Consider the following 23971-nt stretch of genomic DNA (forward strand, 5'->3'; position numbering starts at 1 on the left):
GAGCGTAACCGACGAAAACGGCCCGTGTCCGGCGTCGCGGGCCGCGCGGAATTCCACGGCACCACCGCCACCAGCGAGAACGACCGGAGAGGCGGGCCCGGAAAACCGTTCGGTGGCGGCCCCCGCCGCGTCCGTTGACCACCGGGTGTTCCCCGGTGCGCCGACCCCGCCCGGTCCGGTGTCCGCGCACCCCGCACAATGGGCGCATGACCGAGCCGGTGGACGAGTCGCTGCCCGTGGTCCGCGCCGTGGACGGGGGCACCGCCCGGTTGCTCCCCGACGTGGACCGCCGCCGGGCCTGGCTGCTCACCGTCGACGACGCGCCCCAGTCGTACGTGGACCTCGACGACCCGACGCACCTGGAGTTCGAGTACGTACGCCGCATCGCCCACGTCCTGGACCATGCCGCGGCGCCCGGCGTCCCGCTGGACGTCCTCCACCTGGGCGGCGGGGGCCTGACCCTGCCCCGCTATCTGGCCGCCACCCGCCCCGGCTCCCGCCAGCGGGTGGTGGACGCCGACCGGGCGCTGCTCGCGCTGGTCGCCGAGCACCTGCCGCTGCCGGAGACCGAAGGAGGCGGGGGGCTCGGCGGGCTCGGCGGAATCACAGTGCGGGCCCAGGACGCCCGCGCCGCCCTGCGGGACCGGCCGCCGGGCTCGCTGGACGTGCTGGTGGCGGACGTCTTCGGCGGCTCCCGCGTCCCGGCGCACCTGACGACCCTGTCCTGCGCGCGGGAGGCCGCCCGGGCGCTGCGCCCCGGCGGGATCTACACCGCCAACCTCGCCGACGCCGCGCCCTTCGCCTTCCTCCGCTCCCAGCTGGCGACCCTCACGGCGGTCTTCGACCGGCTGTGCCTGATCGCCGAGCCCGCCGTGCTGCGCGGCCGCCGCTTCGGCAACACCGTGCTGGTCGCCTCCCGGGCCGAGCTGCCGCTGGCCGAACTGGCGCGGGCGGCGGCGGGCGACCCGTTCCCGGCCCGGGTGGTGCACGGCGGGGAGCTGGCGCGGATCACGGGGGACGCCCGCCCGGTTCAGGAGGCCGACGCGGAGTCCTCGCCGCTGCCGCCGGGCGGTGCCTTCACGGTCGGCTGAGACCCGGCGGCCTCCGGCGGCCCCGCCGCGCCGGGCACTCCGGCGGCCGCCGCCGTCGCGGCGACGGCCGGGGGAGCGGAACCGTCGCGCCGGACCAGGTTCCGTACGTCCGGTACGCACAGCACCGCGGCGGTCAGCAGCACCACCAGGGCCGAGCAGCCCCACAGCGCCGCGGACCGGCCCACCGCCGCCTCCACCGGCCCGGCCGCGGCGGTGGCCACCGGCACCAGCGCCACGGAGCCCAGCCAGTCGTAGGCCGAGACCCGGGAGAACTTCTCCTCCGGCACCTCCTGGTGCAGCGCCAGCATCCAGGTCACCCCGAACACCTCCAGGGCCACCCCGGTGGCGAACATCACCGCGGCCAGCCACCCGGCGGACAGCGGCACCGCCAGCGCCGCCGAGGGCAGCGCCAGCGGGAAGACGCACAGCGCGCCGGTGAGCAGGATGCGGCGCGGCCGCCAGCGGGTCATCAGCAGTCCGCCGAGCACCGTGCCCGCGCCGAAGGCGGCCAGCGCCAGGCCCCAGGGCCGGGCGCCGCCCAGGTGCTCGGCGGCCACCTGCGGTCCGTACACCGCCTCGGCCGCCGCGACCACCGCGTTGACGACGGAGAACTGCGCCACCACCGCCCACAGCCACGGCCGTCCCGCCACCTCGCGCCAGCCGTCCCGCAGATCGCCGAGCAGCCCGCCGCCCGCCTCGCGTTCGGGCATCCCGCGCAGGTCGAGGAAGGCGCGCAGCGCGCCCGCCACCGCGAAGGCGGCGGCGTCCACGGCCAGCACCCAGCCGGGGCCGACGGCGGCGATCAGCGCGCCGCCCAGGGCCGCGCCGCCGATGGCGGCGCCGTTGACACCCATCCGGAACACCGCGAAGGCGCGCGCGGCCTGTCCGCCGCCGACGCTGGCGAGCACCATGCCCTCGGCGGCCGGGGCGAAGAAGGCGTGCCCGGTGCCGCCCAGCGCGGACAGCACCGCCATCTGCCACAGCAGCGCGTCCCCCGAGAGCACCAGCGCCGCGAAGACGCCCTGGGAGGCGCAGTTGAGCACGTTGGCCGCCACCATCACCCGGTGGCGCGGCAGCCGGTCCGCGACGGCCCCGCCGACCAGCAGGAAGGCCACCAGCGGTACGGTGCGGGCCGCGGCCACCAGACCCACGTCGGTGCCGTCGCCGCCCAGGGCGAGCACGGCGAACGCCGCCGCGATCAGCGCCCCGGAGTTGCCCATGCCGGTGACCACGGCGGCGGCCGTCAGCAGGGTGTAGTTGCGACCGGCCCAGGAGGGGCGGGCGGTCATTCCTCCTCGGCGTACGGGCGCAGACTGGCGGTCATCTTGTCGATGACGGCCTGCGGGACCTCGTCCTTGACCCCGGCGTCGCTGACGAGCACCCAGATGCGCAGGTCGTTGGTGCCGTCGATCCAGGACAGGGCCACGGCCTTGCCGTCGGAGTCACACTTGTTGCCCTTCTTCACCCCGGTGGCCGTGGCGGACGCGATGTGCCCCTTGATGCCGTGCGCGTTGGAGAACGGCTTCGCCCTGGTCAGCCTGACGGTGTCCTTCTGCTCGCCGTAGGCGGCGTAGACGAAGTTCTCCGCGGCGAGCTCCGCGCCCTCGACGGTGTCACGGGAGCCCTGGCCGCCCTTGCTGCCGACGACGGACCGGGTGTACTCGCTGTTCCCGGACTTGCACCAGCCCTCCTTGTGGACGGCCGGGGCGCTGAAGGCGACCAGCGGGCCGGAGAAGGGGTCGTCCTTGTCCTTCTGCCCGTAACCGATGATCGTGTCCTCCGACCGCACCTTCCAGTCGGGCGGTACGTCGAAGGCGCTGTGGTGCTTGGCGTTGGTGACCACCTGCCAGCCGGGGACCACCGGATCGGGCTTCTCCGGGGCGAGACCGTCGCGCGGGTTGCTCGGGTCGTCCTCCCGCTTCTCCGGCTCCTCGCTCGGCGTCGCGCCGTCCCCGGTGGAGGGCTCCGCGCTCGGTGACGCGGCCTTGTCGCCGCCCCCGGCGGTCTTCTCCCCGCCGTCGTCCCGCAGGACGAGGACCCCGGTGACCACGGCCGCGGCGATCACCGCGACGGCCACGACGACGGCGATCGCCGCGGTCCTGCCGCCCTTTCCGCCGCCCGGCTGCGGCTGCGGGGCACCGGGCCCGCCGGGCTGCCCCCACGGTCCGCCGGGCTGTGCCTGGTACGGGTTCGGCGCCTGGTACCCGGGCGCCTGGTAGGGGTTCGGCGCCTGGTACCCGGGCGTCTGGTACGGATTGGGCTGCTGCGGGCCCTGCTGGTTCTGCGGGTCGTGCGGGTTCTGCTCGCCCCCGGGCTGCTGTCCTGGCCACATGGCCAGAACCTTAGAGGTGCCCCGCGGCCGCGGCCACGGCCGCCCCCGCTTCGGTACGGAGCCGGTACACGCCGGAGCCGCCCACTCCCTTCACTCCTTGCCGGGCACGTCGGTGAGCGTCTCCCGGTGCGTGCCGGCCAGGTCCTGGTACATGGCCGCGTTCACCCTGATGCCCTCCCGCTCCTCGGCGGTCAGCTCGCGCCTGATCCGGGCGGGCACCCCGGCGACCAGGGAACCGGGCGGGATCACCATGCCCTGCGGGACCAGCGTGTGCGCCGCGACCAGCGAACCGGTGCCGATCCGGGCGCCGTTCAGCACGGTCGCGCCCATCCCGATCAGCACCTCGTCCTCGACCGCACAGCCGTGCAGCACCGCGTTGTGTCCCACCGAGACCCGCTCGCCGACCACGGCGGGGAAGCCCGGATCGGCGTGCACGGTGCAGTTGTCCTGGATGTTGCTGCCCGGGCCGACGGTGATCGCGTCGCAGTCGCCGCGCAGCACCGCGTTGTACCAGACGCTCGCGCCCGCGCCCAGCGACACCTCTCCGACCACCACGGCCGTCGCGGCGAGGTGCGCCTCCGGGTGTACCACCGGTTCCCTGCCGCCCACGCCCGCGACCGTCGCCCGCCGTTCCATCAGCTCTCTCCCGTTCTCCCGGCCCGCTCCGGCTCCCGTCCGCCCCTCCGCCCGCGTGGCGGACGGAGGGCGGGGCAAGGATCACAGCACACTCCGCGGTGCGCCGCACGCCGGGGCGTCTACGGTGAGCGGATGGCCATGCGCAGGAACGTGCTCCCGTCCCCCCTGTCCGGGCTGCCCGCCCGGCTGCTGTCCCGCGCCGTGCACGCGCTGTGGCGCCGGGCGCAGCGGGCCGGCGCCGTCACGGCCGCCCGCCCCGGCCCGTACGCCTTCCGCCGGATCGGCACCGGCACCCGGCTGGCCTTCCCGCAGGGCACGCTGTTCGGCACCCGGTGGATCGAGCTGGGCGACCACTGCGTCATCGGCGCCGAGGTGACGCTGACCGCCGGGATGATGCCGGACCTCGACCTCGGCCCGGAGGCGGTCCTGCGGCTGGGGGACGGTGTGGTCCTCGGCCGCGGCAGCCATGTGGTCGCGGACACCGCCCGGGCGGGCGTGACCATCGGGAACGACGTGTTCTGCGGCCCGTACGTCTACATCACCTCCACCAACCACTCCTACGACGACCCCCACCGGCCGGTCGGCAGGCAGTGGCCGCGCTCGGCCCCCGTGGAGATCGGCGCGGGCAGCTGGCTGGGCACGGGCGCGGTGGTGCTGCCGGGGGCACGGCTGGGCCGGAACACGGTGGTGGCGGCCGGGGCGGTCGTCCGCGGCGAGGTGCCCGACCACGCCGTGGTCGCGGGCGCGCCCGCGCGGGTCGTACGGCGCTGGGACCCCGAGGACGGCTGGTGCCCCCCGCTGCGCACCCCGCCGCCCGTACCGGTCCCCGAGGGCGTCACTTCCGAGCAGTTGCTGGCGCTTGCGGGACCGGACGCGCCGGGGCCCGCGGCGGGCGGACCGGCCGCGGGCCGGGAAACGGGGTAACCGGAGAACGACGGGGAACGAAGGGGAACGACGGAGGAGGTGCGTGGGACCGTGGACAACCGGAATCTCCGACTGCTGCTGCTCATCGCTGTCGCCCTGCACGGCCTGGCACTGGCCCTGTACGTCGCGCGCCGTCACTGGGAACTGTTCTAGTCACTGGGAACTGTTCTAGCGGTCCCCGCCCGGGCTCCGGGACCGGGTCAGCCGGAGGCCAGCAGCAGGGTGCCCGCCATCGCCAGGGCGGCGCCCGCCGTCTGCACCCGGAGCAGCCGCTCCCGCAGCAGACCGCGGGCGGCCAGCGCGGTCACCACGGGGTACAGGGAGGCGAGCACGGCGGCGACGGTGACCGGGCCGGCCCCGGCGGCCAGCGCGTAGGTGCCGTTTGCGGCGACGTCGGCCAGCCCGACGAAGGCGAGCGCGGGCAGTGCGGCGGTCACCGCCGGACGGCCCTGCGGGGGCAGTGCCGCGCCGCCGCGCCGCACCGAGACGTACAGTGCCGCGCCGCCGACGGCGACGTTGCACACCCGCTGGACGAACAGGGCGAGGTACAGCCCGGTGAGGGTGGTGGAGGCCTCCGCGATCAGCGCCAGCACCGTGCCGAAGCCGGCCGCCGCCACCAGGGTGAGCGTCAGGGTCCGCCGCTGCACCGGAGCCCCCTTCAGCTGGGGTCCGCCCGCCAGCACCACCCCGGCGGTGGCGACGGCCATGCCCGCGTACTGCGCCGCGCCGGGCCGTTCGCCGAGTGCCAGCCCGGCCCCGACGGGCACGACGACCGCCAGCGCGGCGAGCGGGGAGACCACCCCCATCGGCCCCAGTGCCAGGGCGCGGTAGAAGCAGAGCATCGCGGCCGGACCCACCACCCCGGCCGCGACGGCGAACCACAGCCGGGCTCCGGCCTCGCTCCAGGCACCGGTGGCCACGACCACCGCCCCCAGCGCGACCGCCGCGAGCGTCTGGGAGACGACCACCACGGTCAGGGCGGGGATGCGCCGGGTCAGCAGTCCGCCGCCGAAGTCGGCCAGTCCCCACAGCAGACTGGTGGTCAGGGCGAACGCGATCATGGCGGGACCTCTCGGTACAGTGTCATGGACTCCCGGGTGCAGTGCACCGTAGTCCATTCCAATGTACTGGGTCATCTCTGATAATGCACCAAGCGGTCCGGGCGGTCCCCGCGGGGGCTCCGGGCCCGGGACAGGAGGCACGTGTGACAGACCTTGACCAGCTCAGCCAGTCACTCGCCCGCAGCCTCAAACGGCTGCGCACCGAGCGCGGCTTCACCCTGGACGCCCTGGCGGCCCGGGCCGGGGTCAGCCGCGGGATGCTCATCCAGATCGAGCAGGCCCGCACCAACCCCAGCCTCGGCACGGTGGTCAAGGTCGCGGACGCGCTCGGCGTGAGCCTGACCGGGCTGCTGGAATCCGACCGGGAACCGGCGGTGAGGCTGGTCCCCGCCGACCGGATGGCGCGGCTGTGGTCCACCGCGGCGGGCAGCCACAGCACCCTGGTGGCCGGGGCGGAGGCGCCCGGCCCGCTGGAGTTGTGGACCTGGCGGCTGATGCCGGGGGAGGGCAGCGCCTCCGATCCCCACCCCACCGGGACCACCGAACTGGTCCATGTCACCGCCGGAGTGCTCACGCTCACCGTCGACGGCACCGACCACGAGGTGCCCGCCGGGGCCTCCGCGGCCTTCGAGTCGAACGTCCCGCACGGCTACCGCAACGACGGCGGCGAGCCCGTGGAGATGACGATGGCGGTCTCGGTACCCCCGGCTCCGCGGGCACCGCACTGAATCGCGCCGGACCGCATTGAATCGCGCCGGACCGCGCCGGATCGCACGGGGCCCCGCCGCACCGGAGCGGTCCCGTGCCCGTGCCCGTACGGCCGGTGGCCGCTAGCGTGTCCGCCATGCGCGCACCCATCGGAGACTTCACCGCCGCCTGGCCGGTCGCGGAGAAACTCGGCCTGCTCGCCCCGCCGGTCGCCGACGCCCTGCGCGGACCCGTGTCCGCGCAGGGCGTCGTCTACGTCGACAGCGACCCGGAGGACGCCGACACCGCCCGCTTCGGCGAGGTCCACGGCATCCCGCCCGAACAGTCCGCCAACTGCGTGGTCGTCGCGGGCCGCCGGGGCCCGGAGACCACCCTCGCCGCCTGTGTCGTCCTCGCCCACACCCGCGCCGACGTCAACCGCCTGGTCCGCCGCGAACTGGGCGCCCGCAAGGCGTCCTTCGCGCCCGTGGAGACCGCCGTCGAGGCCTCGGGCATGGAGTACGGCGGCATCACCCCGGTCGGCCTGCCGGGAAACTGGCCGCTGCTGGTCGACGCGGCCGCCGCCGGCGCTGCGTACGTCGTCGTGGGCAGCGGCCGGCGCCGCGGCAAGCTGCTGGTGCCCGGCGGGCTCCTCGCCCGGCTCCCCGGTGCCCGGGTGCTGGAAGGACTGGGGCTCCCGGCGGACCGGGGCGACTCCCCACCCCCCGGCGGGCGCTAGTCTGCCCGCATGTCGAACCACGATGACCTGCTCGCCGACATCGCCGAGAAGGTGGAGTCCGAGCAGAGCAACCAGATGCCCCTCACCGTGGTGGTGCCCGGCGCCGTGATCACCGGCAGGCTGGCACCCGAGGCCGTCTGGAGGGAACGAGTCGCCGAGGTACTGAGGGACTCCGAGCAGCTCAAGCCGTTCGCCGAACTGTTCGCCGCCACCGGGGCGGACGCCCGGCGCGGAGAGGGCGGCCGTCCTACCCACCTGCACCTGCATGTGGCACGCATCCTCCAGGGGAGCTACGGCCTCCCCGACACCGGGGGGATGTACCGGGTCCCCATCGACCAGGTGTGCGGCTGGACCCTGGGAGAACTCAGCTACTCGGACGCTTAGGGCCTGTCGTCCGGATCAGGTCGCAGGAAAGTGACGGTGCTGTCCAGCGCCGGTGAGCGTGGTCCGGTACGCGCAGCCGCAAGGCGGAGGAGGGAGTCGACGCGGAGCGTCGGCGACCGACGACAACGCCGCAGATGTGCGTACCGGACCACCGGACCACGCGTCTGCGGCGTGAGCCGAACGACAGGCCCTCCAGGTCACGTCCGCTGAGTGACTGGTGCGTCGGTCCGCTCGTGGTGCGTCGTCGAAAGGTGACTGACGCGGGCGGTGATCGAGCCGTTGCGGGCTCCGTCGCGCAGGGGCCTCCCGGTGCGCGATCGCCGGCAGGCGGCCGACCGGGCCGGTTCCGGTGACGGGCCGGCCGCGGAGAGCCACCGTGCCCGCGACGGGCGCGGTCACCCGCCGGCCTCCGGGATCACCGCCGGGATCGTCACCGACTGCACGCACTTCGAGGCTGCGGTGAGCGCTGCCGCAACGAGTTCAAGCACAGCAGAGCCCCGGCCCTCGCCATCGCCTGCCTGCAGCTTCGGCTGCCCCGGCATCGCGAACACCGCCTTGGTGAGGCGCCCAGTAGCCGGGAGAGCGTCCTTTCGGTACGCCGCCGTGGCCGTGCCGCCCGGGCTGGTCAGTCGAGGGCGTGAGCGCGGCAGGTCCGCAGAATCTCGTCGGACAGTTCGGGCTGGACGCGGCGGACCGCTCGGGCGAGCACCATCGCCCCGACCAGCCTGCTGAGCAGCAGCATCGCCCGGTCCCGCGCCTGCTGTGGGGTGATCTCCCCGTCCTGCTCACGGGCGAGTTCCGCGGCGAAGCCCGCGAGGTACCCTTCCACGCCGGCTGCGTACGAGCGCTGGATCGTGTCGTTGTGCCGCCCGGCGTCGGTGACGAGGGAGGCGGAGGGGCAGCCGCCGTCCGGAGCGTCGCGGTGGGCGACCGAGAGATACTCGTCCACCACTCGTCTCAGCGGTGGGCCGGCGGGATCGTCCCCTTCCCCGACGGCCTGCTCCAGGACGCCCAGGGACGCCGCGAACGAGGCGTTGCACACCTCGGCGGCCAGGTCGTCCTTGGACGCGAAGTGGTTGTAGAAGCCGCCGTGGGTCAGGCCCGCTTCCTTCATCAGGTCGGCGATCCCGACGGTGTCGATGCCCTGCGCGCGGAACATGCGCCCGGCCGCCTCGACGATGTTCTGCCGATTCCTGGCCTTGTCTTCCTTGGTGATCCGCGGCATGCCCGCCCTCCCGCCTCGACTGTGATTGACCTTTCCAAGGTTACCCCTCATCATTGTTTTAATGTTGGTCATCATCAATAGGTGAGTGGAGGAGCCATGCGCGCCGTGGTGCACACCCGGCAAGGAGAACCCGCACAGGTACTCACGCTGAGGGAGGAGCCCGGGCGACCGCGTCCCGGCACCGGGCAGGTCCTGGTTCGCATGCGGGTCCGGCCCGTCCATCCGGGCGACCTGGCCGGTGTGGAGGGACTGCCGGGACTCCCGGAACAGCAGTCGGGCGCCCGGACTCCCGGAGTGGAGGGGATGGGCGTCGTCGAGAGCGTCGGGCCGGACGTGCACACACCCGGTCCCGGTCAGCGCGTGGCGGTCTTCCCGGCGCCGGGGACGTGGGCCGAGTACGTCGTGGTCGCGGCCGACCGGGCCGTGCCGGTGCCGGACGAGGTCAGCGACGAGACCGCGGCCCTGATGCTGGTCAATCCCCTGACGCTGCTCATGCTGTACCGCGCGCTGGACAGTGCCCTGCGCGGCCGGCAGGGCTCCGTCCTCCAGACGGCCGCCGGTTCCTCCGTCGGCCGGCTGGTCGGCGCGGCCGCGGTCCGGCACGGCCTGCCCCTGATCAACCTCGTACGCAGCGCATCCGGTGCCCAGAAGATGCGAACGCTGTACCCCACGCTGCCCGTGATCGCGACGTGCGACGACGACTGGCGGGAGCGGGTCCGCCACGAAGCCGGCGAGCAGGGCATCCGGGTCGTCCTCGACTGCGTCGGCGGTGCCATGACCCGGGACCTCGCCGAGCTGCTCGCCGACGGCGGCACCCTCATCTCCTACGGGCAACTGGGCTCCGGCACCACCCCGCTGGAGAGACTGCCACTCATCCAACGGGCGCTGACCGTGCAGGGCGTGACCGTGTTGCAGTGGATGAGCCGCACCCCGAAGGAGCGGGCCCAGGACATCGCCTTCGCCCTGGACCTGGCACGGAACACGCCGGACCTGCTCGAAGTCGCGGCCGGCTACGACCTCGCCGACTTCGAGGCGGCCATCGAACACGCCCGCCGCCCGGCCAGGACCGGGACCGTCCTGCTCACCACACCGCAGGCGGCCGGCCCCGGGCAGGGGGCGGCCTGATGAAGATCGGAACGCTCGGAGCCGGGACCATCGCCCAGGCCATCGCCCGGCACGCGATCCGGCACGGCCACGAGGTCGTGCTCAGCAACAGCCGAGGACCCGACTCCTTGGCTCCGCTGGTGAAGGATCTCGGCGCACGCGCGACGGCCGCAACCCCCGCCGAGGCCGCTGTCGCAGACCTCGTCGTGCTCGCGGTCGGCTGGCCGCAAGTCCCCGACGTCGCCGCCCAACTCCCTCCCCTGGACGGGACCGTCGTCATTGACGCCACCAACCAGTTCGACTCCCCTCCCCCGAACGCGGAGATCGCCGACCTGGGCGATCTCACCGGAAGCGAGTACGTGGCCTCCCTGCTTCCCGGCGCGCGCGTGGTGAAGGCCTTCAACGCCCTCTTCGCGCGGTTCATCGCACCCGATCCCCGCCACGAGGCCGGGCGTCAGGTGCTGTTCCTGGCCGGCGACGACACGGACGCCAAGAACACCGTAATGGGCCTGGCCTCCCAGTTCGGCTTCGCGCCCGTCGACCTCGGAACGCTGCGTGAGGGAGGCCGCCTCACCCAGCTCGGCGGGCCCCTGTCCGGCCTCCACGCCCTCAAGCAGGACTGATCCCACCCAGCCGCTCGTACTCCCCGCGTCCGCGAGGAGCGCCTTCCTTCACGAAAGAGTCCCTCATGTCCGACCCGACTTCGGCATCCGGCACCCAGCCCCTCCTGCAGCCCGTTCGACTGGGCGCGCTCGAACTGCCCAACCGCGTCGTCATGGCTCCCATGACGCGCTCCCGGGCCACCAACGCGGAACTGGCCCCCACCGCCCTGCACGCCACCTACTACACGCAGCGTGCCGGCGCCGGCCTGATCATCAGCGAAGGAACCTGGGTCAGCCCGGACGCGATCGGCTTCATCAACGTCCCCGGCATCTACACGGACGCTCAGACCGCCGGCTGGGCCAAGGTCACCGAATCCGTGCACGCGGCGGGAGGCAGGATCATCTCGCAGATCGGCCACGTCGGCGCCGTCTCCCATCCCGACCACCTCGGTGGCCGCCTCCCCGCCGGTCCCTCGGCGATCAACCCCCGGGATATGTCCTTCACTCCCGACGGCCCGAAGGACACGGTCACGCCCCGCGCCCTGACCGCGGCGGAGATCGCCACCACGATCGACACCTACCGGCGGGCCGCCGCCAACGCTCTGCGCGCCGGCTTCGACGGCCTGGAGATCCACGCGCAGGCATCCCACCTCGTGGCCCAGTTCCTCAACCCCCGCCTGAACCAGCGCACCGACGCCTACGGCGGCAGCAGTGAGAAGCGGGCCCAGTTCCTGTTTGACGTCGTGGACGCCGTCAGCAGCGTGTGGGGCAGCGACCGCGTCGGCGTCAGACTGTCCCCCTACTGGCGTCGCGAGCCGTCCTTCACCGCGGACGACGAGGTGCTGGCCGACTACGACCTGCTCCTCAAGCGCCTCAGCGACACCGACCTGGCCTATCTCCACCTCCTGGGACCGGAACCCCACACGGGCACCGACGACACCTCCACCGCGTTCACCCGCTTCCGAACCCACTACCGCGGTGCCGTCATCGCCAATCTCGGCTTCACGCAGGCGACAGGCAACGAGCTACTCGAACGAGAGTTGGCTGACGCGGTTTCCTTCGGCGCTCCCTTCATCGCCAATCCGGACCTCGTCGATCGGTTCGCCCACGGTCATCCTGTCGCCGCCGGCGACCGCGACACGTACTACGCCGGTGGTGCGGAGGGATACACGGACTACCCCACCGTGACCGGGTCCTAGGTGTACTGACCCGCGAGGTTGGGATCGGCCGGTCGTTGGTCCGGGTGTGCCGTTGAGTGATGCGCAGTGGGCGCGGATCGAGCCGTCGCTCCCGGACCGGACGCCGAGGCGGGGTGGCCGGTGGCGGGACCGTCGTGAGGTGATCGATACGACCGCCTTCGAGTTCCGGACCGGGGCCCGGTGGGTGCGCCTGCCGCAGAAGTACGGCAACTGGCGAGGCGTCTACAACCGGCTGCGGATGTGGGCCGTCGACGGCACGTGGGAGCGGGTGTTCACCGCCCTGGTGGCTCAGGCCGACGCGGACGAGGACGTCGGCTGGGCCGTGTCCGTGGACTGAGACGATCGTGCGGGCTCACCAGCATGCGGCCGGGGCCCGCAGAAAGGGGCCCGGGCCGGCGAGCCGGCCGACCACGCCATCGGCCGGTCCCGCGGCGGACTGACCACGAAGACCCACCTCGCGGCTGACGGCCGGTGCCGGCCACTCGCGTTCGTCCTCACCGCCGGCCAGGCCGGCGACGCACCCGCTTTCACGGACGTCATGGCCCGCTTGCGTGTCCTCCGCCCTCTTGGACAGCCCCGCACCAGGCCGGGCCTGGTCCCGGCCGACAGGGCGTACTCCTCCCGCGCGATCCGCGGCCACCTGCGCAGACGCAGCATCCGCGCGGTGATCCCGGAACGGGCCGGCCAGCAGGCCAACCGGCGGCAGCGCGGACAGGCCGGTGGCAGACCGCCGGCCTTCGACCGCGAGGCACACAAGCAACGCGACACCGCCGAGCGGTGCATCAACCGCCTGAAGCAGTGGCGCGGCATCGCCACCCGCTACGAGAAGACCGCGACCATCCACCTGGCCGGACTCCACATCGCAGGCATCTTCTTCTGGCCCGCCCGCCGACCCGGACGAAACTGCCTGGCACTGTTCCGCATCACCGTTCCGCCCGGCCCACACGGTGTCCGTCCGCCGTGGACCGGGCGGAGCGGCGTCACCCGAATGGCGGTCGCCGAGTGGCCGCTCCCGTGGTGGAGGCCGACCGTGGCAGTCGGGTGGCGTCTTCCGCCACCCGGTCGGCAGAGCACCGATGCGGGAGGATCCCATGCGACTGCGTACCGCCGCCGCGGCATGCGCCCTGGCGGCGCTGACCCCGCTGCCCACGGCCGGGACCGCGTGGTCCCAGCCCGACCTGGACTGTGCGGACTTCGAGTCCCGGGAGGCCGCCCAGCGCGTCCTTGACGGACAGGACGGTGATCCGTACGGCCTGGACGCCGACGACGACGGGCGCGCCTGCGAGTCACTGTCCTCCGAGGGAGGCGACCGGGGCGAGGTCGGTGACCCGCTCACGCCCGAGGACAGGGACGTGGACGAAGACGGAGACGTGGACGGAGACGGAGACGGGGACGGCGGGGCCGGGATCCCGGGCGGTTCCGTCGACGCCGGAGACGGCGGCACGGCCCCCGGCGACATCGGGCCCGCGCTCTCCGTGGCGGCCGGCCTCGGCCTGGCCGCGGGCGGTGCGGTGCTGGTCCGCCGGCGCCGTACGGCGGCCGGCTCCGCGGACCGGGGAGCCTGAGATCCTCCGGCCCACGGGACGGCACCGCCGTCCCCGGCGCCGCCTGGTGCCCCGGCGGGGCGGTGACCTCCGCGCGGCCGCCACAACCGCGGGCACCACCGCCTTCTGCGCACTGGCGCTGACCCTTCCCGGCTGCGGGGACGCCCCGGACTCCGTCCGCGCGGCCGGTACCCGGCCGGAGGCGGGCCGGTTCCCGGACCGGGCCCCGGAGAAGGGGACGAACCGGCCCGGACCGGCGGCGGAGAAAGCCGTTCCGATACGTGTCCGCGTTCCGGCCATCGGTGTGGCGGCGCCCGTCGGGCCCCTGGTGACCGGGCCGGACGGAGTCCTGCCGCCGCCCGAGAGCCCCGGTGCCGCAGGCTGGTGGCGGGACGGCCCCGAACCGGGCGAACCGGGCCCCGCGGTCCTGGTCGGCCACTACGACTCCGCCACCGGCCCGGCCGTCTTCCACCGCCTCGCCGAACTGCGGCCCGGCGACCGGATCGCCGTCGACCGCGCCGACGGCACCACGGTCTCGTTCACCGTGCGCGGTGTGGCCGCGCACCGGCGGGACGCCTTCCCCACCGACCGGGTCTACGGCGGCACCGGTGGCCGTCCGGCCCTCCGGCTGATCACCTGCGCGGGCCGGTACGACCGGGCCGCGGGCCGCTACACCGGGAACCTGGTCGTCCTCGCGGCGACGGTACCGCCGGACGGGCCGCGCGGATGATCAGCCGGACGGCCCGGACGGGCCGTCACCCGGCAGGTGAGGTACGGGAGCCCAGGGCCTCCAGCCGTTGCCGGGCGACGGGCACATGGCGCGGGTCGAGCGCGGGAAGCCGGCCCAGCAGGTCCAGCAGCTCCGGTCCCAGCTCCCGGGCGGCGTCCGGGTCGGTGACATGGTGCCAGCAGTAGTGGGCGCCCTGCGCCGCGGCGAGCAGCTCGGGGGCGTCAGAGGACTGGTGGGCCAGCCGGGAGCGGGCGGCGGCGATCCACAGCCGGGTGGCCTGCGGGTAGTTCTCGGCGATCCGGGCCAGGTCGGCGCGGATCTCCGCCCAGTGGACGGCCTCCGCGGAGTTCGGCCCGTGGCGGCGCATCGCGTGCTGCTCCCAGGCGGCGGCCATGGCCGCCGCCTCGTTGTGCCGTCCGGCCTGTGCGGCCTCCCAGATCACCGGACGGGGATCGGCCTCGGCGGGGAGCTGCCGCGGTACGGCGGGCAGCGTGGCGGCCGGTGCCCGGGCGGGCACCGGGGCCGGCGGCCCCGCCGGAGCGGCCGCGGCCGGCGGGGCCACCGGGGCCGGTCCGGGGTGCGGCGGCGTTCCGGGGGGCCCGGGAGCGTCCGGAGCCGCCGCGGCGGCGGGCGAGGACCGGTCCGCCGCCCGCCGCCGCTGGACCTGGGCGAGCAGGCGCCGGATGTCGGTCCGGGGCTCGCCGGTCCCGGACAGGGCGTCGAGCTGCCCGCTCCGGGGCAGGACCAGGGTGCCCGGCGGCAGAGCGGCGGCGGACACCGCCGCCGAGTGCAGCAGGCTGTTGCCGGGCCGCCCGGCCTCCTGGCGCAACTGCTCGACCAGCTGCCGGGTGTAGGGGCTGACGCCCTCGGTGCCCGCCAGGCCGGGCGGTACGACGACCCCGCACAGCGGCAGTTGCTCGCAGACGGCGTCGGGCCGCTCCTGCAGCCGGGCCCAGGCATGCCGGTCGGCGGCGAGGTCGGCGAACACCACGGTGGTTCCCGCCGGGCGGGTGCGCAGCTCGTTGCGGAGCCAGGACCACGGCAGCGCGCTGTAGCGGACGGTCCCCGGAGTGGTGCCGGTCAGGGCCAGATGCAGCTCACGCCGGCGGCGGTCGGCGGTGAGCCGCCCGGAGAGGTACAGCAGGACCGGCCCGGACGCCGCGACGGCGGCCCGCAGCCGCAGCAGGACCGAGTTGGGGTCGTGGACGCCGTCGAGATGCACCAGGTCGGTGGGGAGGGAGCTGTCCAGCAGCACCGGGGTGGGAACGGTGGCCAGGGCCGCCAGGTTGGCGCTGGGGGTGATCTGCGGGCGCCGCCGGTGCACGGCGCGGTCCCCGGCGACCAGGAGGACGTGTCCGCGCCGCTGATACTGACTTCCGTGTGTCTGCGCCCCGTTGGCATGCATGGATGCACCGTACGCCGGAACCGGGCGGTGTTCTCAGCCGGGCCGCGGATACCGGGGCGAGTGGCCCGGGCGGATGTCCGCAGGGGCAGGTTCCGGGCCTGTCTCCCGCGGTCGCGCGGCTCCGTGTCACGCGTTTCTCCGGCTCTGGCCGGTGAGGCGCCGCAGCAGCCAGGAGGTGCCGTTCAGCCCCCAGATGAGGAGCGCCAGGGCGAGGACGGGCGCGACTGTCAGGCCGATGATGAGAAAGACGCTCTCCGGCATGGTGATCCTCCTGGTCGGACGAGGGGTGCCCGGCCGGGACCGGCCGGATGTTCCACCGTTGCCCCGTCCGGCGCCGGACACTCCTGCCGACCGCGGCACCCGGCCCGTCCGCCCGGTCAGTGGGTGTCGGCGAGTTGTCCGGCGAGTTTGCCGTGCATGGCGGCGCTGGGTTTGTTGAGGCCGATGATGGTGACCTTCTTGCCGCGGGCGGCGTACTTGGTCTCGACGGCGTCCAGGGCGGCGACGGAGGAGGCGTCCCAGATGTGGGCGTCGGTCAGGTCGATGACGACGTCCTCGGGGTCGCCGGTGTAGTCGAACTGGTAGACCAGGTCGTTGGAGGAGGCGAAGAACAGTTCGCCGGTGACGGCGTAGACGACGCTGGTGCCGTCGGGGTCGGTGACGGCGGTGACCTCGGCCAGGTGGGCGACGCGGCGGGCGAAGGCGACCATGGCGGTGAGGACGCCGGTGATGACGCCGATGGCGAGGTTGTGGGTGGCCACCACCACGGCGACGGTGACGGTCATGACGACGGTCTCGCTGAGGGGCAGCCGCTTGAGGGTCCTGGGGTGGACGGAGTGCCAGTCGAAGGTGGCGAAGGCCACCAGGATCATCACCGCGACCAGGGCGGCCATGGGGATGGTGGAGACCACGGGGCCGAGGGTGACGACCAGGATGAGCAGGAAGACGCCGGCCAGGAAGGTGGACAGGCGGGTGCGGGCGCCGGCGGTCTTGACGTTGATCATGGTCTGGCCGATCATGGCGCAGCCGCCCATGCCGCCGAACAGGCCGGTGACGACGTTGGCGATGCCCTGGCCGATGGACTCGCGGGTCTTGCCCGAGTGGGTGTCGGTGATGTCGTCGACCAGCTTGGCCGTCATCAGCGACTCCATCAGCCCCACCAGGGCCAGGGCGAGGGCGTAGGGGGCGATGGTGGTCAGGGTGTCCACGGTGAAGGGAACGTCGGGCAGGCCGGGGGTGGGCAGGGCGGAGGGGAGGTCGCCCTTGTCGCCGACGGTGGGCACCGCGATGCCGGCGGCCACCGTGATCACGGTGAGGATGACGATGGAGACCAGCGGGGCGGGCACCGCCCTGGTCAGGCGGGGGAAGAAGATCATCAGGGCCAGGCCGCCGAGCATGAGCGGGTAGACGGCCCAGGGGACGTCGGTGAACTCGGGCACCTGGGCGAGGAAGATGAGGATGGCCAGGGCGTTGACGAAGCCGACCATCACCGAGCGGGGCACGAAGCGCATCAGCCGGGCCACGCCCAGCGCGCCGAGCGCGATCTGCATCAGGCCGCCCAGGATGACGGCGGCGATCAGGTGGCCCAGGCCGTACTCGTGGTTGAGGGGGGCGATGACCAGGGCGATGGCGCCGGTGGCGGCGGAGATCATCGCGGAGCGGCCGCCGACGACGGCGATGGTCACGGCCATGGTGAAGGAGGCGAACAGGCCCACGGCCGGGTCCACTCCGGCGATGATGGAGAAGGAGATCGCCTCGGGGATCAGGGCCAGGGCGACGACCAGGCCGGCCAGCACCTCGGTGCGGAAGACCTTCGCCGAGGACAGCCACTCGGGGCGGGAGGGGCGGCGGGGCAGGCGCAGCCGCAAGGCTGCGGAGGTGTCAGCGGACATGCATCCGTTTCCATGTCGGGCGCGCGGGCGTTTCGGCGTGCGCGCGCAGTGTGCGTGGCTCCGCGGGGGAGCGGGAGGGACCGGTCGGCCGCGGCCGTCGCCGGTGACGGGGGCGCAACCGGGGATCGGCGGATGTGGGGGGCCGCCGGTCGGGCATCATTGCCCGACGAGGTTCGGGAGGGCGGTGTTCCGCCCATGAACAAAACCCTACCCTGACGTGAGGGATGACTGTGGCCGCTGCCTTGTGAATCGCAGGTGAACCCTGTGTGGGGCCTTGTGATTCATCTCACGCGATAGAGTTTGGTTCAGGAATCCGAAAAGTGTTCGGGCACCGGAGGGGATGGGGCAGTGGCGGAGGAGCAGCGGATGCGGATCGGCGAGGTGGCCGAGCGCACGGGCCTGTCGCTGCGCACCATCCGGCACTACGAGGAGGTCGGCCTGGTGGCCCCCTCCGCCCGCACCAAGGGCGGCTTCCGGCTCTACACCGCCGCCGACGTGGAGCGGCTGATGGTCATCCGCCGGATGAAGCCGCTGGACTTCTCCCTGGAGGAGATGCGCGACCTGCTGGCCATCACCGACCGGCTCTCGGCCGCCGAGCCGCTGGAGGCCGCCGAGCACGAGCGGCTGCGGGAGCGCCTGGACGCCTACCGCAAGGTCGCCGACGCCCGCTGCGAGACCCTGCGCGCCCGGCTGCTGGCCGCCGAGGACTTCGCCGCCACCCTCCGCCGCAAGCTGGATTCCCGGGACTGAACGGGGGCGTCGGGCCACCACCGCCCGGGCGGGGCGGCGCGGGAACGCGACCGGTCCCCCGATCCGGTCGCGTCCCCGCGGGCGAAGGGAGCGGTCACGCGCCGCAGCAGCCGCCGGCCGGGGTCGCGTCGGCGGTCTCGGCCGCCTCGGCCGGGGGGACCGGAGCCTCGGTGCCGAGTCGGATGGGCTGCGGCTCCGGTGCGGCGCAGCAGCCGCCGCCGTCGCCCTCGGCGGCCTCGGGGGCGTCGAACAGTCCGCTGCCGCCGCACACGCCGGTCTCGGGCAGGGTGAGCTCCACGCGGTCGGCGGCGGCGGTGTCGCCGGCGAGGGCGGCGGCCACGGAGCGGACCTGCTCGTAGCCGGTCATGGCCAGGAACGTCGGCGCGCGGCCGTAGGACTTCATCCCCACCAGGTAGACGCCGGTCTCGGGCTGGGACAGCTCGCGGTGGCCGTGCGGGTAGACGGTGCCGCAGGAGTGCTGGTTGGGGTCGATCAGCGGCGCGAGGGCGGCCGGTGCCTGGAGGCGTTCGTCCAGGTTCAGGCGGACCTCGGACAGGAACGACAGGTCGGGGCGGAACCCGGTCAGCACGATGACCTCGTCCACCGGCTCGGTGCGGCGGCCGTCCTCGCCGGTCAGCACCAGGCGTCCGTCGCCGTCGCGTTCGACGGCCGCGGTGCGGAAGCCGGTGACCGCGCTCGCGTGCCCGGCGTCGACGGCCGCCCTGGCCGCCAGGCCGAGGGCGCCGCGGGCGGGGAGCTGGTCGGCCTCTCCACCGCCGAAAGTGGCGCCGGAGATGCCGCGGCGCAGGATCCACAGCGCCTTCGTTCCGGCGCCGTCGGTGGCCCGGGCGAGGTCGGCCAGAGTCGCGAGGGCGGTGAAGGCGGAGGCGCCGGAACCGATGACGGCGGTGCGCCGGCCCGCGTAGCGGGCGCGGACGGCCGGGTCGGACAGGTCGGGGACGCGGTAGGCGATCCGGTCGGCCGCCGCCTGCTCGCCGAGCGCCGGGAGCCCGTCGCCGCCGGCCGGACCTGGGGTGGCCCAGGTGCCGGAGGCGTCGACGACCGCACGCGCCGGGACGCGCTCCTCGTGACCGTCGGTGTGCCGGAGGTGGACGGTGAAGGGCTGGGCGGCGCGGTCGGCGTCCACGACGCGGTCCCGCCCGGCGCGGGCGACGCCGGTGACGGTGGTGCCGTAACGCACCCGGTCGCCCAGGACGCCGGCCAGCGGCTCCAGGTAGTGCTCGGCCCAGTCGGCACCGGAGGGGTAGGTGCCGGGGTCGGGCCGTACCCAGCCGGTGGGGGCCAGCAGCTTCTCGGCGGCCGGGTCGACGACCTCGCCCCAGGTGGAGAACAGCCGTACGTGCGACCACTGGCGCACCGCCGTGCCCGCGCCCGGCCCGGCCTCCACCACCAGCGGCTCCAGGCCGCGTTCGGTCAGGTGCGCGGCGGCGGCCAGGCCGATGGGGCCGGCGCCGATCACGACGACCGGGAGCTGCTGCTCGCTCATGGCGTTCATGGGGATGTTCTCCTTGTGCGGGATGGTCGGCGGCCGTGGGCGGCCGCGGTGCGGCGGGCACGCTCGCGGTACGCGTGGATGCGGAAGGTGACGAGGTGCCCCTTGATTCGATATATGTCGATGTCCGGAGCTTGTCAGTTGCTTCGACGGATGTCAACATAGACGTATGTCGAAGCCAGGAGCCGTGGAACTGCCGGTACTGACGACGTCCGACACCGCGGCGCCGTGCTGCCCGCCGCTGACCGAACGCCCGCTGACCGCCGAGGAGGCGGAGCGGACCGCGGCGATGTTCAAGGCGCTGGGCGACCCGGTCAGACTGCGGCTGTTCTCGCTGGTCGCCTCGCACGCGGGCGGGGAGGCGTGCGTGTGCGACATCTCCGACGTCGGAGTCTCCCAGCCGACCGTCTCCCACCACCTGAAGAAGCTCAGGGAGGCCGGACTGCTCACCTCCGAACGGCGCGGCACCTGGGTCTACTACAAGGTCGCCCCCTCCGTGGTGGCGGCGATGTCCGCCATGCTCGACCCGCGCTGACGGGGCGGCCGGTCACCGTCGCGCCGGCGTCGCCGCATCCGCCGGAGGTTCCGCCCTCACCCGCCGGTGCCGTTCCCTGCCCACTACTTCGATATTCATCGAAATGGAGAATTGACCGAAGGGTCCGGAATCGCATGGATGATCTGATCGTGATCGGTGCCGGGCAGTCCGGCCTGGCCACCGCCGCCCTGGCCCCGCACCACGGCTTCCCCCGCACCCTGGTGCTGGAGGCCGCCGACCGGGCGGGCGGCGCCTGGCCGCACTACTACGACAGCCTCACCCTCTTCTCCCCGGCCCGGTACAGCGCGCTGCCCGGCATGCCCTTCCCCGGCGAGCCCGACCGCTACCCGGGCCGGGACGAGGTGGTGGCCTATCTGCGTGACTGCGCCCGCCGCCTGCCGGTCGAGGTCCGCACCTCCACCACCGTCACCTCCGCCACCCGGCACGACGGCGCCTGGGCGGTGCGCGCGGCGGACGGCAGCCGCTTCACGGCCAGGGCGCTGGTGGCGGCGACCGGCGACTTCGGCACCCCGCACACACCGGAGCTGCCCGGGCGGGCGGAGTACGGCGGACGGCTGCTGCACGCCGCCGGCTACCGCGCCCCCGCACCCTTCGCCGGGCAGCGGATCGTGGTGGTGGGCGGCGGCAACTCCGCCGTCCAGATCGCGGCCGAACTCGGTGCCGTCGCCGAGGTCACCCTCGCCACCCGCCGCCCCCTCAGGTGGCTGCCGCAGCGTCCGCTCGGCAGGGACCTGCACTGGTGGCTGAAGCACACCGGAGGGGACATCGCACCGCTGGGCCGGTGGCTCCACCGGCTGCCTGCCTCGGTGCTTGACGACGGCCACTGGCGCGCCGCCCTGGCCGGACACGGAGTGGACCGGCGGGAGATGTTCACCCGGCTGGCCCCCGACGGCGTGGTGTGGGCGGACGGGACGAAGGAAGCGGTCGACACCGTCGTGCTGGCCACCGGCTACCGCCCCGCCTTCCCCTACCTGGACGGCAGCGGCGCGCTGGACACGGAGGGCCGGCCCCGCCACCGCGGCGGTGTCGCCACCACCGTTCCCGGGCTGGGCTTCGTCGGACTGGAGTTCCAGCGCGGCTTCTCCTCCAAGACCCTGCGCGGGGTCGGCCGCGACGCGCGCCATGTGCTGACCCGGCTGCGCCGGCAACCGTCCTGACGGCCCGGCCGGCCGGGCCGTCAGGACAGGGAAGCGGTGATCTCTGCGGCGGCCCCGCGGGCGGGGCGGGCCCGCTTTCGGCCATGGCCGATCGGCGCCCTTCCCGGCCCGGCCGGCTCCGTCCAGACTGCTGTGCCGGCGAAGAGTGGTGAAGGTGGTGTGGAGGGGGCGGGATGGCTGCTGGGCGTGGGCGCCGACCGACGGCGCGGCGCAGCCGCGAGAGACCGCGCAGGGCGGTCGCGGCAGGCGGCGGAGCGGCGCTGCTCCTGCTGCTGGTGGCATGGTCGGCGGCCCGGCCCTACGTCCTGGGGGCCGCCGTCCTGGCCGGCCTGGGCGTCGCGGGCTGGTGGCTGTGGCGTACGGACCGGGCCGTCCGCGGAGCGGACCGCGGCTGGCGGCAGGCCGAGGCGGTACGGGCGGGGCACCGGACGCTGGCCGAGATCGACACGATGAGCGGCACCGAGTTCGAGGAACTGGTGGCCGCGCTGTGCCGCCGGGACGGCTGCACAGAGGTACGGCGCGTAGGGGGCTCGCACGACAACGGCGCCGATGTGACCGGGCGGCTGCCCGACGGCCGGACGATGGTCGTCCAGTGCAAGCGGTACGCGCCGCGCGGCGCCATCGCCAGCCGTGAAGTGCGCGATCTGCTGGGCGCCCGGGTGCACTTCGGGGCCGAGGTAGCCGTCTTCGTGACGACCACGCGCTTCAGCCGCCCCTCCGAGGCGTTCGTGGTGAAGCACGGCATCCTCGCCGTGCACCGCGACCACCTGGGTCTGTGGAACAACGGCGCATCCCTGCAGTCCCTGCTCGGCGTCAACGGTTCGGGCCAGGGCGACCGGCGGCACCGCACCCGGTGGAAGAAGACCTACGGCACGTGAACAGGGGACGCCCCGGGCGGTGCCTGCCCCGCGCCGCCGCTCAGCCCTCGCCGTCGTAGACGAGCAGGCCGTCCGGGAGGAGGCGCGCTCCCGGAGTCGGGGGGTGCTCCGTCAGGCGGCCGTCGTGCATCAGATGGAGGGCCGGCACCCCGCGGGCGAGGACGGCGAAGTCGGCGATGAGACGGCGGTGGCACCGCCACCACACGGCCTCGCTGCACATCACCGCCGTGCGTTCTCGTGCCGCCCGCGCCAGCAGCTCGTCCATGGCGGCGACGAACTGAGGGGTGCGGGTATGCGCGGCGTAACCGCGGAAGGACGCGTTGCGCCAGACCGTGTCGGGTGAGTCCGGCGCGGGCCTGCGGAAGCCGCCCAGCCGCGGCTCCCAGCGGTAGGCGATGCCCTCCTCCGGCAGCCACCGGGCAAGCCGCTGCCGCGCCAGGTCCGGGTCGCGACGGCTGCCGGGAGCGGTCCTGACGTCCACCACGGCGGCGAGTCCGGCCCGGCGCAGCAACTCCGCCAGCGGTACGCGGCCCGCGGTGCTGTGGCCGAAGGTGAGGAGTTCGAGCCGGGCCATCGGGCACCTCTTCCGGTCTTCCGTGTCATGTCGCCCTCCGCGAGGCCGGCGCCGGCCTCGCGGCCGCGGAACGGAGCCTCGGACCTCGTCTGTCCGCCCACCGCGGACATATTGCCGCCGGTCCGGCGAGGCGCCGCGGGATCTGACCTGTCCGGAAGGGCATCGAAGGAAAAGTGTGCCAAGCGATACGACAAACAGCATGGAACACGCAGATGCGATCCCGGCGCCCCTTCCGGCCGCGATCCCCCGGTGTCGCCGACATGGCCGGGAGACCGCGGCCGAGGCGCCCGTTCCGCCGGGCGGCGGTCGGCGCCGATGTCCTGAGCCGGCCCGCTGACGACCACCCCGGTCGTCAGCGGGCCGTCGCGGGCCGCAGCGCGTCCATGAGGAGGCCGATCAGCCGTCCGGTCCGCTCGGGGGAGTCGTCGACGCTGTCGGCGAGGAAGACTCCCAGCAGCATGACGGTGACATCCCGCGGGTCGACGTCGGCACGGAGTGAGCCGACCTCGGCTCCGGCGGTGAGGATCAGGGCGACGGCGGCGGTGATGCGTTCCCGGGTGGCCGAGGTGGCGATCCGCCCCGAGGCCCAGGCGGCGCGGAGGGTGTCGGCCATACCGCGCTTCGTGGCGACGAAGGCGGCGTAGCGCTCCATCCAGGCGCGGAGCGCCGCGTCCGGCGGAAGCTCCCGGAGCAGGGCGGGAGCGCTACCGGTGATGTCGTCGAACTCGGCGGCGTACACGGCCTCGACCAGGGCCTCCCGGGTCGGGAAGTGGCGGTACAGCGTGCCGATGCCGACGCCGGCCTCGCGGGCGATCCCTTCGAGCGAGACGGCGCCGTCCGAGGTCGCGAACGCGGTGCCGGCGGCCCGGAGGAGCCTGTCCCGGTTGCGCAGCGCGTCGGCGCGGGCGGTGCGCGGCTTCTTCACGGGGCCGGTTCCCGGGGGTGGCGGATCGGTGGGACTCAAAGCGGAGGTTCCTCCGGTAAAGGT

General features: G+C 74.2%; 25 protein-coding genes and 1 pseudogene. 15 read left to right on the forward strand and 11 right to left on the reverse strand.

From position 1 onward, the window contains the following. Nucleotides 1-218 precede the first annotated feature (218 nt). Nucleotides 219-1091 carry a spermidine synthase gene (locus CUT44_RS00970; protein WP_100200367.1) on the forward strand — a complete coding sequence of 291 codons (873 nt, stop codon included), beginning with the start codon at nucleotides 219-221 and terminating at the stop codon, nucleotides 1089-1091. Here the strand turns inward: CUT44_RS00970 and CUT44_RS00975 are convergent. From CUT44_RS00975 to CUT44_RS00985, 3 genes are all read right to left on the reverse strand, one after another. Further along, complete coding sequence (locus tag CUT44_RS00975; protein WP_100200164.1) at nucleotides 1031-2380, reverse strand: MFS transporter; 1350 nt, start codon at nucleotides 2378-2380, stop codon at nucleotides 1031-1033. The two genes, CUT44_RS00970 and CUT44_RS00975, sit on opposite strands and share 61 nt — an antisense overlap. Further along, nucleotides 2377-3423: a hypothetical protein gene (locus tag CUT44_RS00980; RefSeq protein WP_100200165.1), complete on the reverse strand. Its 1047-nt coding sequence runs from the start codon at nucleotides 3421-3423 to the stop codon at nucleotides 2377-2379. Before CUT44_RS00980 ends, CUT44_RS00975 begins: the two co-directional genes overlap by 4 nt. A gap of 90 nt (nucleotides 3424-3513) precedes the next feature. Then, a complete protein-coding gene (locus tag CUT44_RS00985) occupies nucleotides 3514-4059 on the reverse strand; it encodes a gamma carbonic anhydrase family protein (RefSeq protein ID WP_100200166.1) in 546 nt (181 codons plus the stop codon). A 132-nt stretch (nucleotides 4060-4191) separates the two neighbouring features. Between CUT44_RS00985 and CUT44_RS00990 the strand changes: the two genes are divergently transcribed. Beyond that, complete coding sequence (locus tag CUT44_RS00990; RefSeq protein ID WP_100200167.1) at nucleotides 4192-4983, forward strand: acyltransferase; 792 nt, start codon at nucleotides 4192-4194, stop codon at nucleotides 4981-4983. A gap of 200 nt (nucleotides 4984-5183) precedes the next feature. On the opposite strand, the gene CUT44_RS00995 is transcribed toward CUT44_RS00990, so the two are convergent. Continuing rightward, nucleotides 5184-6044, reverse strand: a complete 861-nt coding sequence (locus CUT44_RS00995) for an EamA family transporter (protein WP_100200168.1) — start codon at nucleotides 6042-6044, stop codon at nucleotides 5184-5186. 143 nt (nucleotides 6045-6187) lie between these two features. Here CUT44_RS00995 and CUT44_RS01000 point away from each other — a divergent pair, with 143 nt between their 5' ends. From CUT44_RS01000 to CUT44_RS01010, 3 genes are all read left to right on the forward strand, one after another. Beyond that, nucleotides 6188-6772, forward strand: coding sequence for a helix-turn-helix domain-containing protein (locus CUT44_RS01000; RefSeq protein WP_100200169.1), 585 nt, complete (start codon nucleotides 6188-6190; stop codon nucleotides 6770-6772). 116 nt (nucleotides 6773-6888) lie between these two features. Then, nucleotides 6889-7470 carry a YbaK/EbsC family protein gene (locus CUT44_RS01005; protein WP_100200170.1) on the forward strand — a complete coding sequence of 194 codons (582 nt, stop codon included), beginning with the start codon at nucleotides 6889-6891 and terminating at the stop codon, nucleotides 7468-7470. 9 nt (nucleotides 7471-7479) lie between these two features. Beyond that, complete coding sequence (locus CUT44_RS01010; protein WP_100200171.1) at nucleotides 7480-7854, forward strand: hypothetical protein; 375 nt, start codon at nucleotides 7480-7482, stop codon at nucleotides 7852-7854. A gap of 625 nt (nucleotides 7855-8479) precedes the next feature. Here CUT44_RS01010 and CUT44_RS01015 read toward each other — a convergent pair. Beyond that, entirely contained in the window at nucleotides 8480-9079 is a 600-nt protein-coding gene (locus CUT44_RS01015; RefSeq protein ID WP_100200172.1) for a TetR/AcrR family transcriptional regulator, read from the reverse strand. Nucleotides 9080-9160: 81 nt separating this feature from the next. Here CUT44_RS01015 and CUT44_RS01020 point away from each other — a divergent pair, with 81 nt between their 5' ends. From CUT44_RS01020 to CUT44_RS34435, 6 genes and pseudogenes are all read left to right on the forward strand, one after another. Continuing rightward, complete coding sequence (locus CUT44_RS01020; protein ID WP_233221064.1) at nucleotides 9161-10204, forward strand: zinc-binding dehydrogenase; 1044 nt, start codon at nucleotides 9161-9163, stop codon at nucleotides 10202-10204. Then, entirely contained in the window at nucleotides 10204-10806 is a 603-nt protein-coding gene (locus CUT44_RS01025; RefSeq protein ID WP_100200174.1) for an NADPH-dependent F420 reductase, read from the forward strand. The genes CUT44_RS01020 and CUT44_RS01025 overlap by 1 nt, the downstream gene beginning before the upstream one ends. Before the next feature lie 65 nt (nucleotides 10807-10871). Continuing rightward, entirely contained in the window at nucleotides 10872-11984 is a 1113-nt protein-coding gene (locus tag CUT44_RS01030) for an alkene reductase (RefSeq protein ID WP_100200175.1), read from the forward strand. Between the two features lie 46 nt (nucleotides 11985-12030). Next, nucleotides 12031-12879: pseudogene (locus tag CUT44_RS01035) on the forward strand (IS5 family transposase); the annotation flags it as partial. 196 nt (nucleotides 12880-13075) lie between these two features. Next, a complete protein-coding gene (locus CUT44_RS33365; protein ID WP_199185578.1) occupies nucleotides 13076-13549 on the forward strand; it encodes an LPXTG cell wall anchor domain-containing protein in 474 nt (157 codons plus the stop codon). A gap of 46 nt (nucleotides 13550-13595) precedes the next feature. Further along, nucleotides 13596-14258 carry a class F sortase gene (locus tag CUT44_RS34435; protein WP_199185535.1) on the forward strand — a complete coding sequence of 221 codons (663 nt, stop codon included), beginning with the start codon at nucleotides 13596-13598 and terminating at the stop codon, nucleotides 14256-14258. Nucleotides 14259-14283: 25 nt separating this feature from the next. On the opposite strand, the gene CUT44_RS01050 is transcribed toward CUT44_RS34435, so the two are convergent. From CUT44_RS01050 to CUT44_RS01055, 3 genes are all read right to left on the reverse strand, one after another. Beyond that, on the reverse strand, nucleotides 14284-15663 hold the full coding sequence (locus CUT44_RS01050) for a hypothetical protein (protein WP_100200177.1): 1380 nt from the start codon (nucleotides 15661-15663) through the stop codon (nucleotides 14284-14286). 126 nt (nucleotides 15664-15789) lie between these two features. Then, on the reverse strand, nucleotides 15790-15924 hold the full coding sequence (locus tag CUT44_RS34440; protein WP_269846148.1) for a hypothetical protein: 135 nt from the start codon (nucleotides 15922-15924) through the stop codon (nucleotides 15790-15792). A 116-nt stretch (nucleotides 15925-16040) separates the two neighbouring features. Beyond that, nucleotides 16041-17555: a SulP family inorganic anion transporter gene (locus CUT44_RS01055; protein ID WP_100200178.1), complete on the reverse strand. Its 1515-nt coding sequence runs from the start codon at nucleotides 17553-17555 to the stop codon at nucleotides 16041-16043. A 366-nt stretch (nucleotides 17556-17921) separates the two neighbouring features. Here CUT44_RS01055 and CUT44_RS01060 point away from each other — a divergent pair, with 366 nt between their 5' ends. Next, the gene (locus CUT44_RS01060; RefSeq protein WP_100200369.1) at nucleotides 17922-18305 is read left to right on the forward strand and encodes a MerR family transcriptional regulator; all 384 of its coding nucleotides are present in this window, start codon (nucleotides 17922-17924) and stop codon (nucleotides 18303-18305) included. A gap of 94 nt (nucleotides 18306-18399) precedes the next feature. Here CUT44_RS01060 and CUT44_RS01065 read toward each other — a convergent pair whose 3' ends face one another. Then, nucleotides 18400-19812 (reverse strand): FAD-dependent oxidoreductase, encoded by a 1413-nt coding sequence (locus CUT44_RS01065; RefSeq protein WP_408646698.1) that lies wholly within the window; start codon nucleotides 19810-19812, stop codon nucleotides 18400-18402. Between the two features lie 175 nt (nucleotides 19813-19987). Here CUT44_RS01065 and CUT44_RS01070 point away from each other — a divergent pair, with 175 nt between their 5' ends. The 3 genes from CUT44_RS01070 (at nucleotide 19988) to CUT44_RS01080 (ending at nucleotide 22409) form a co-directional block, all read left to right on the forward strand. Beyond that, a complete protein-coding gene (locus tag CUT44_RS01070; protein ID WP_100200180.1) occupies nucleotides 19988-20353 on the forward strand; it encodes an ArsR/SmtB family transcription factor in 366 nt (121 codons plus the stop codon). Nucleotides 20354-20487: 134 nt separating this feature from the next. Further along, a complete protein-coding gene (locus CUT44_RS01075; RefSeq protein WP_100200181.1) occupies nucleotides 20488-21531 on the forward strand; it encodes a flavin-containing monooxygenase in 1044 nt (347 codons plus the stop codon). 173 nt (nucleotides 21532-21704) lie between these two features. Beyond that, complete coding sequence (locus CUT44_RS01080) at nucleotides 21705-22409, forward strand: restriction endonuclease (RefSeq protein WP_100200182.1); 705 nt, start codon at nucleotides 21705-21707, stop codon at nucleotides 22407-22409. A gap of 40 nt (nucleotides 22410-22449) precedes the next feature. Here CUT44_RS01080 and CUT44_RS01085 read toward each other — a convergent pair whose 3' ends face one another. Together CUT44_RS01085 and CUT44_RS01090 are read right to left on the reverse strand one after the other, a co-directional pair. After that, on the reverse strand, nucleotides 22450-22983 hold the full coding sequence (locus tag CUT44_RS01085; RefSeq protein WP_100200183.1) for a DUF488 domain-containing protein: 534 nt from the start codon (nucleotides 22981-22983) through the stop codon (nucleotides 22450-22452). Between the two features lie 352 nt (nucleotides 22984-23335). Then, entirely contained in the window at nucleotides 23336-23947 is a 612-nt protein-coding gene (locus tag CUT44_RS01090) for a TetR/AcrR family transcriptional regulator (protein ID WP_408646693.1), read from the reverse strand. Nucleotides 23948-23971 lie beyond the last annotated feature (24 nt).

Source organism: Streptomyces carminius (genome assembly GCF_002794255.1).
GTDB classification, from domain to species: domain Bacteria; phylum Actinomycetota; class Actinomycetes; order Streptomycetales; family Streptomycetaceae; genus Streptomyces; species Streptomyces carminius.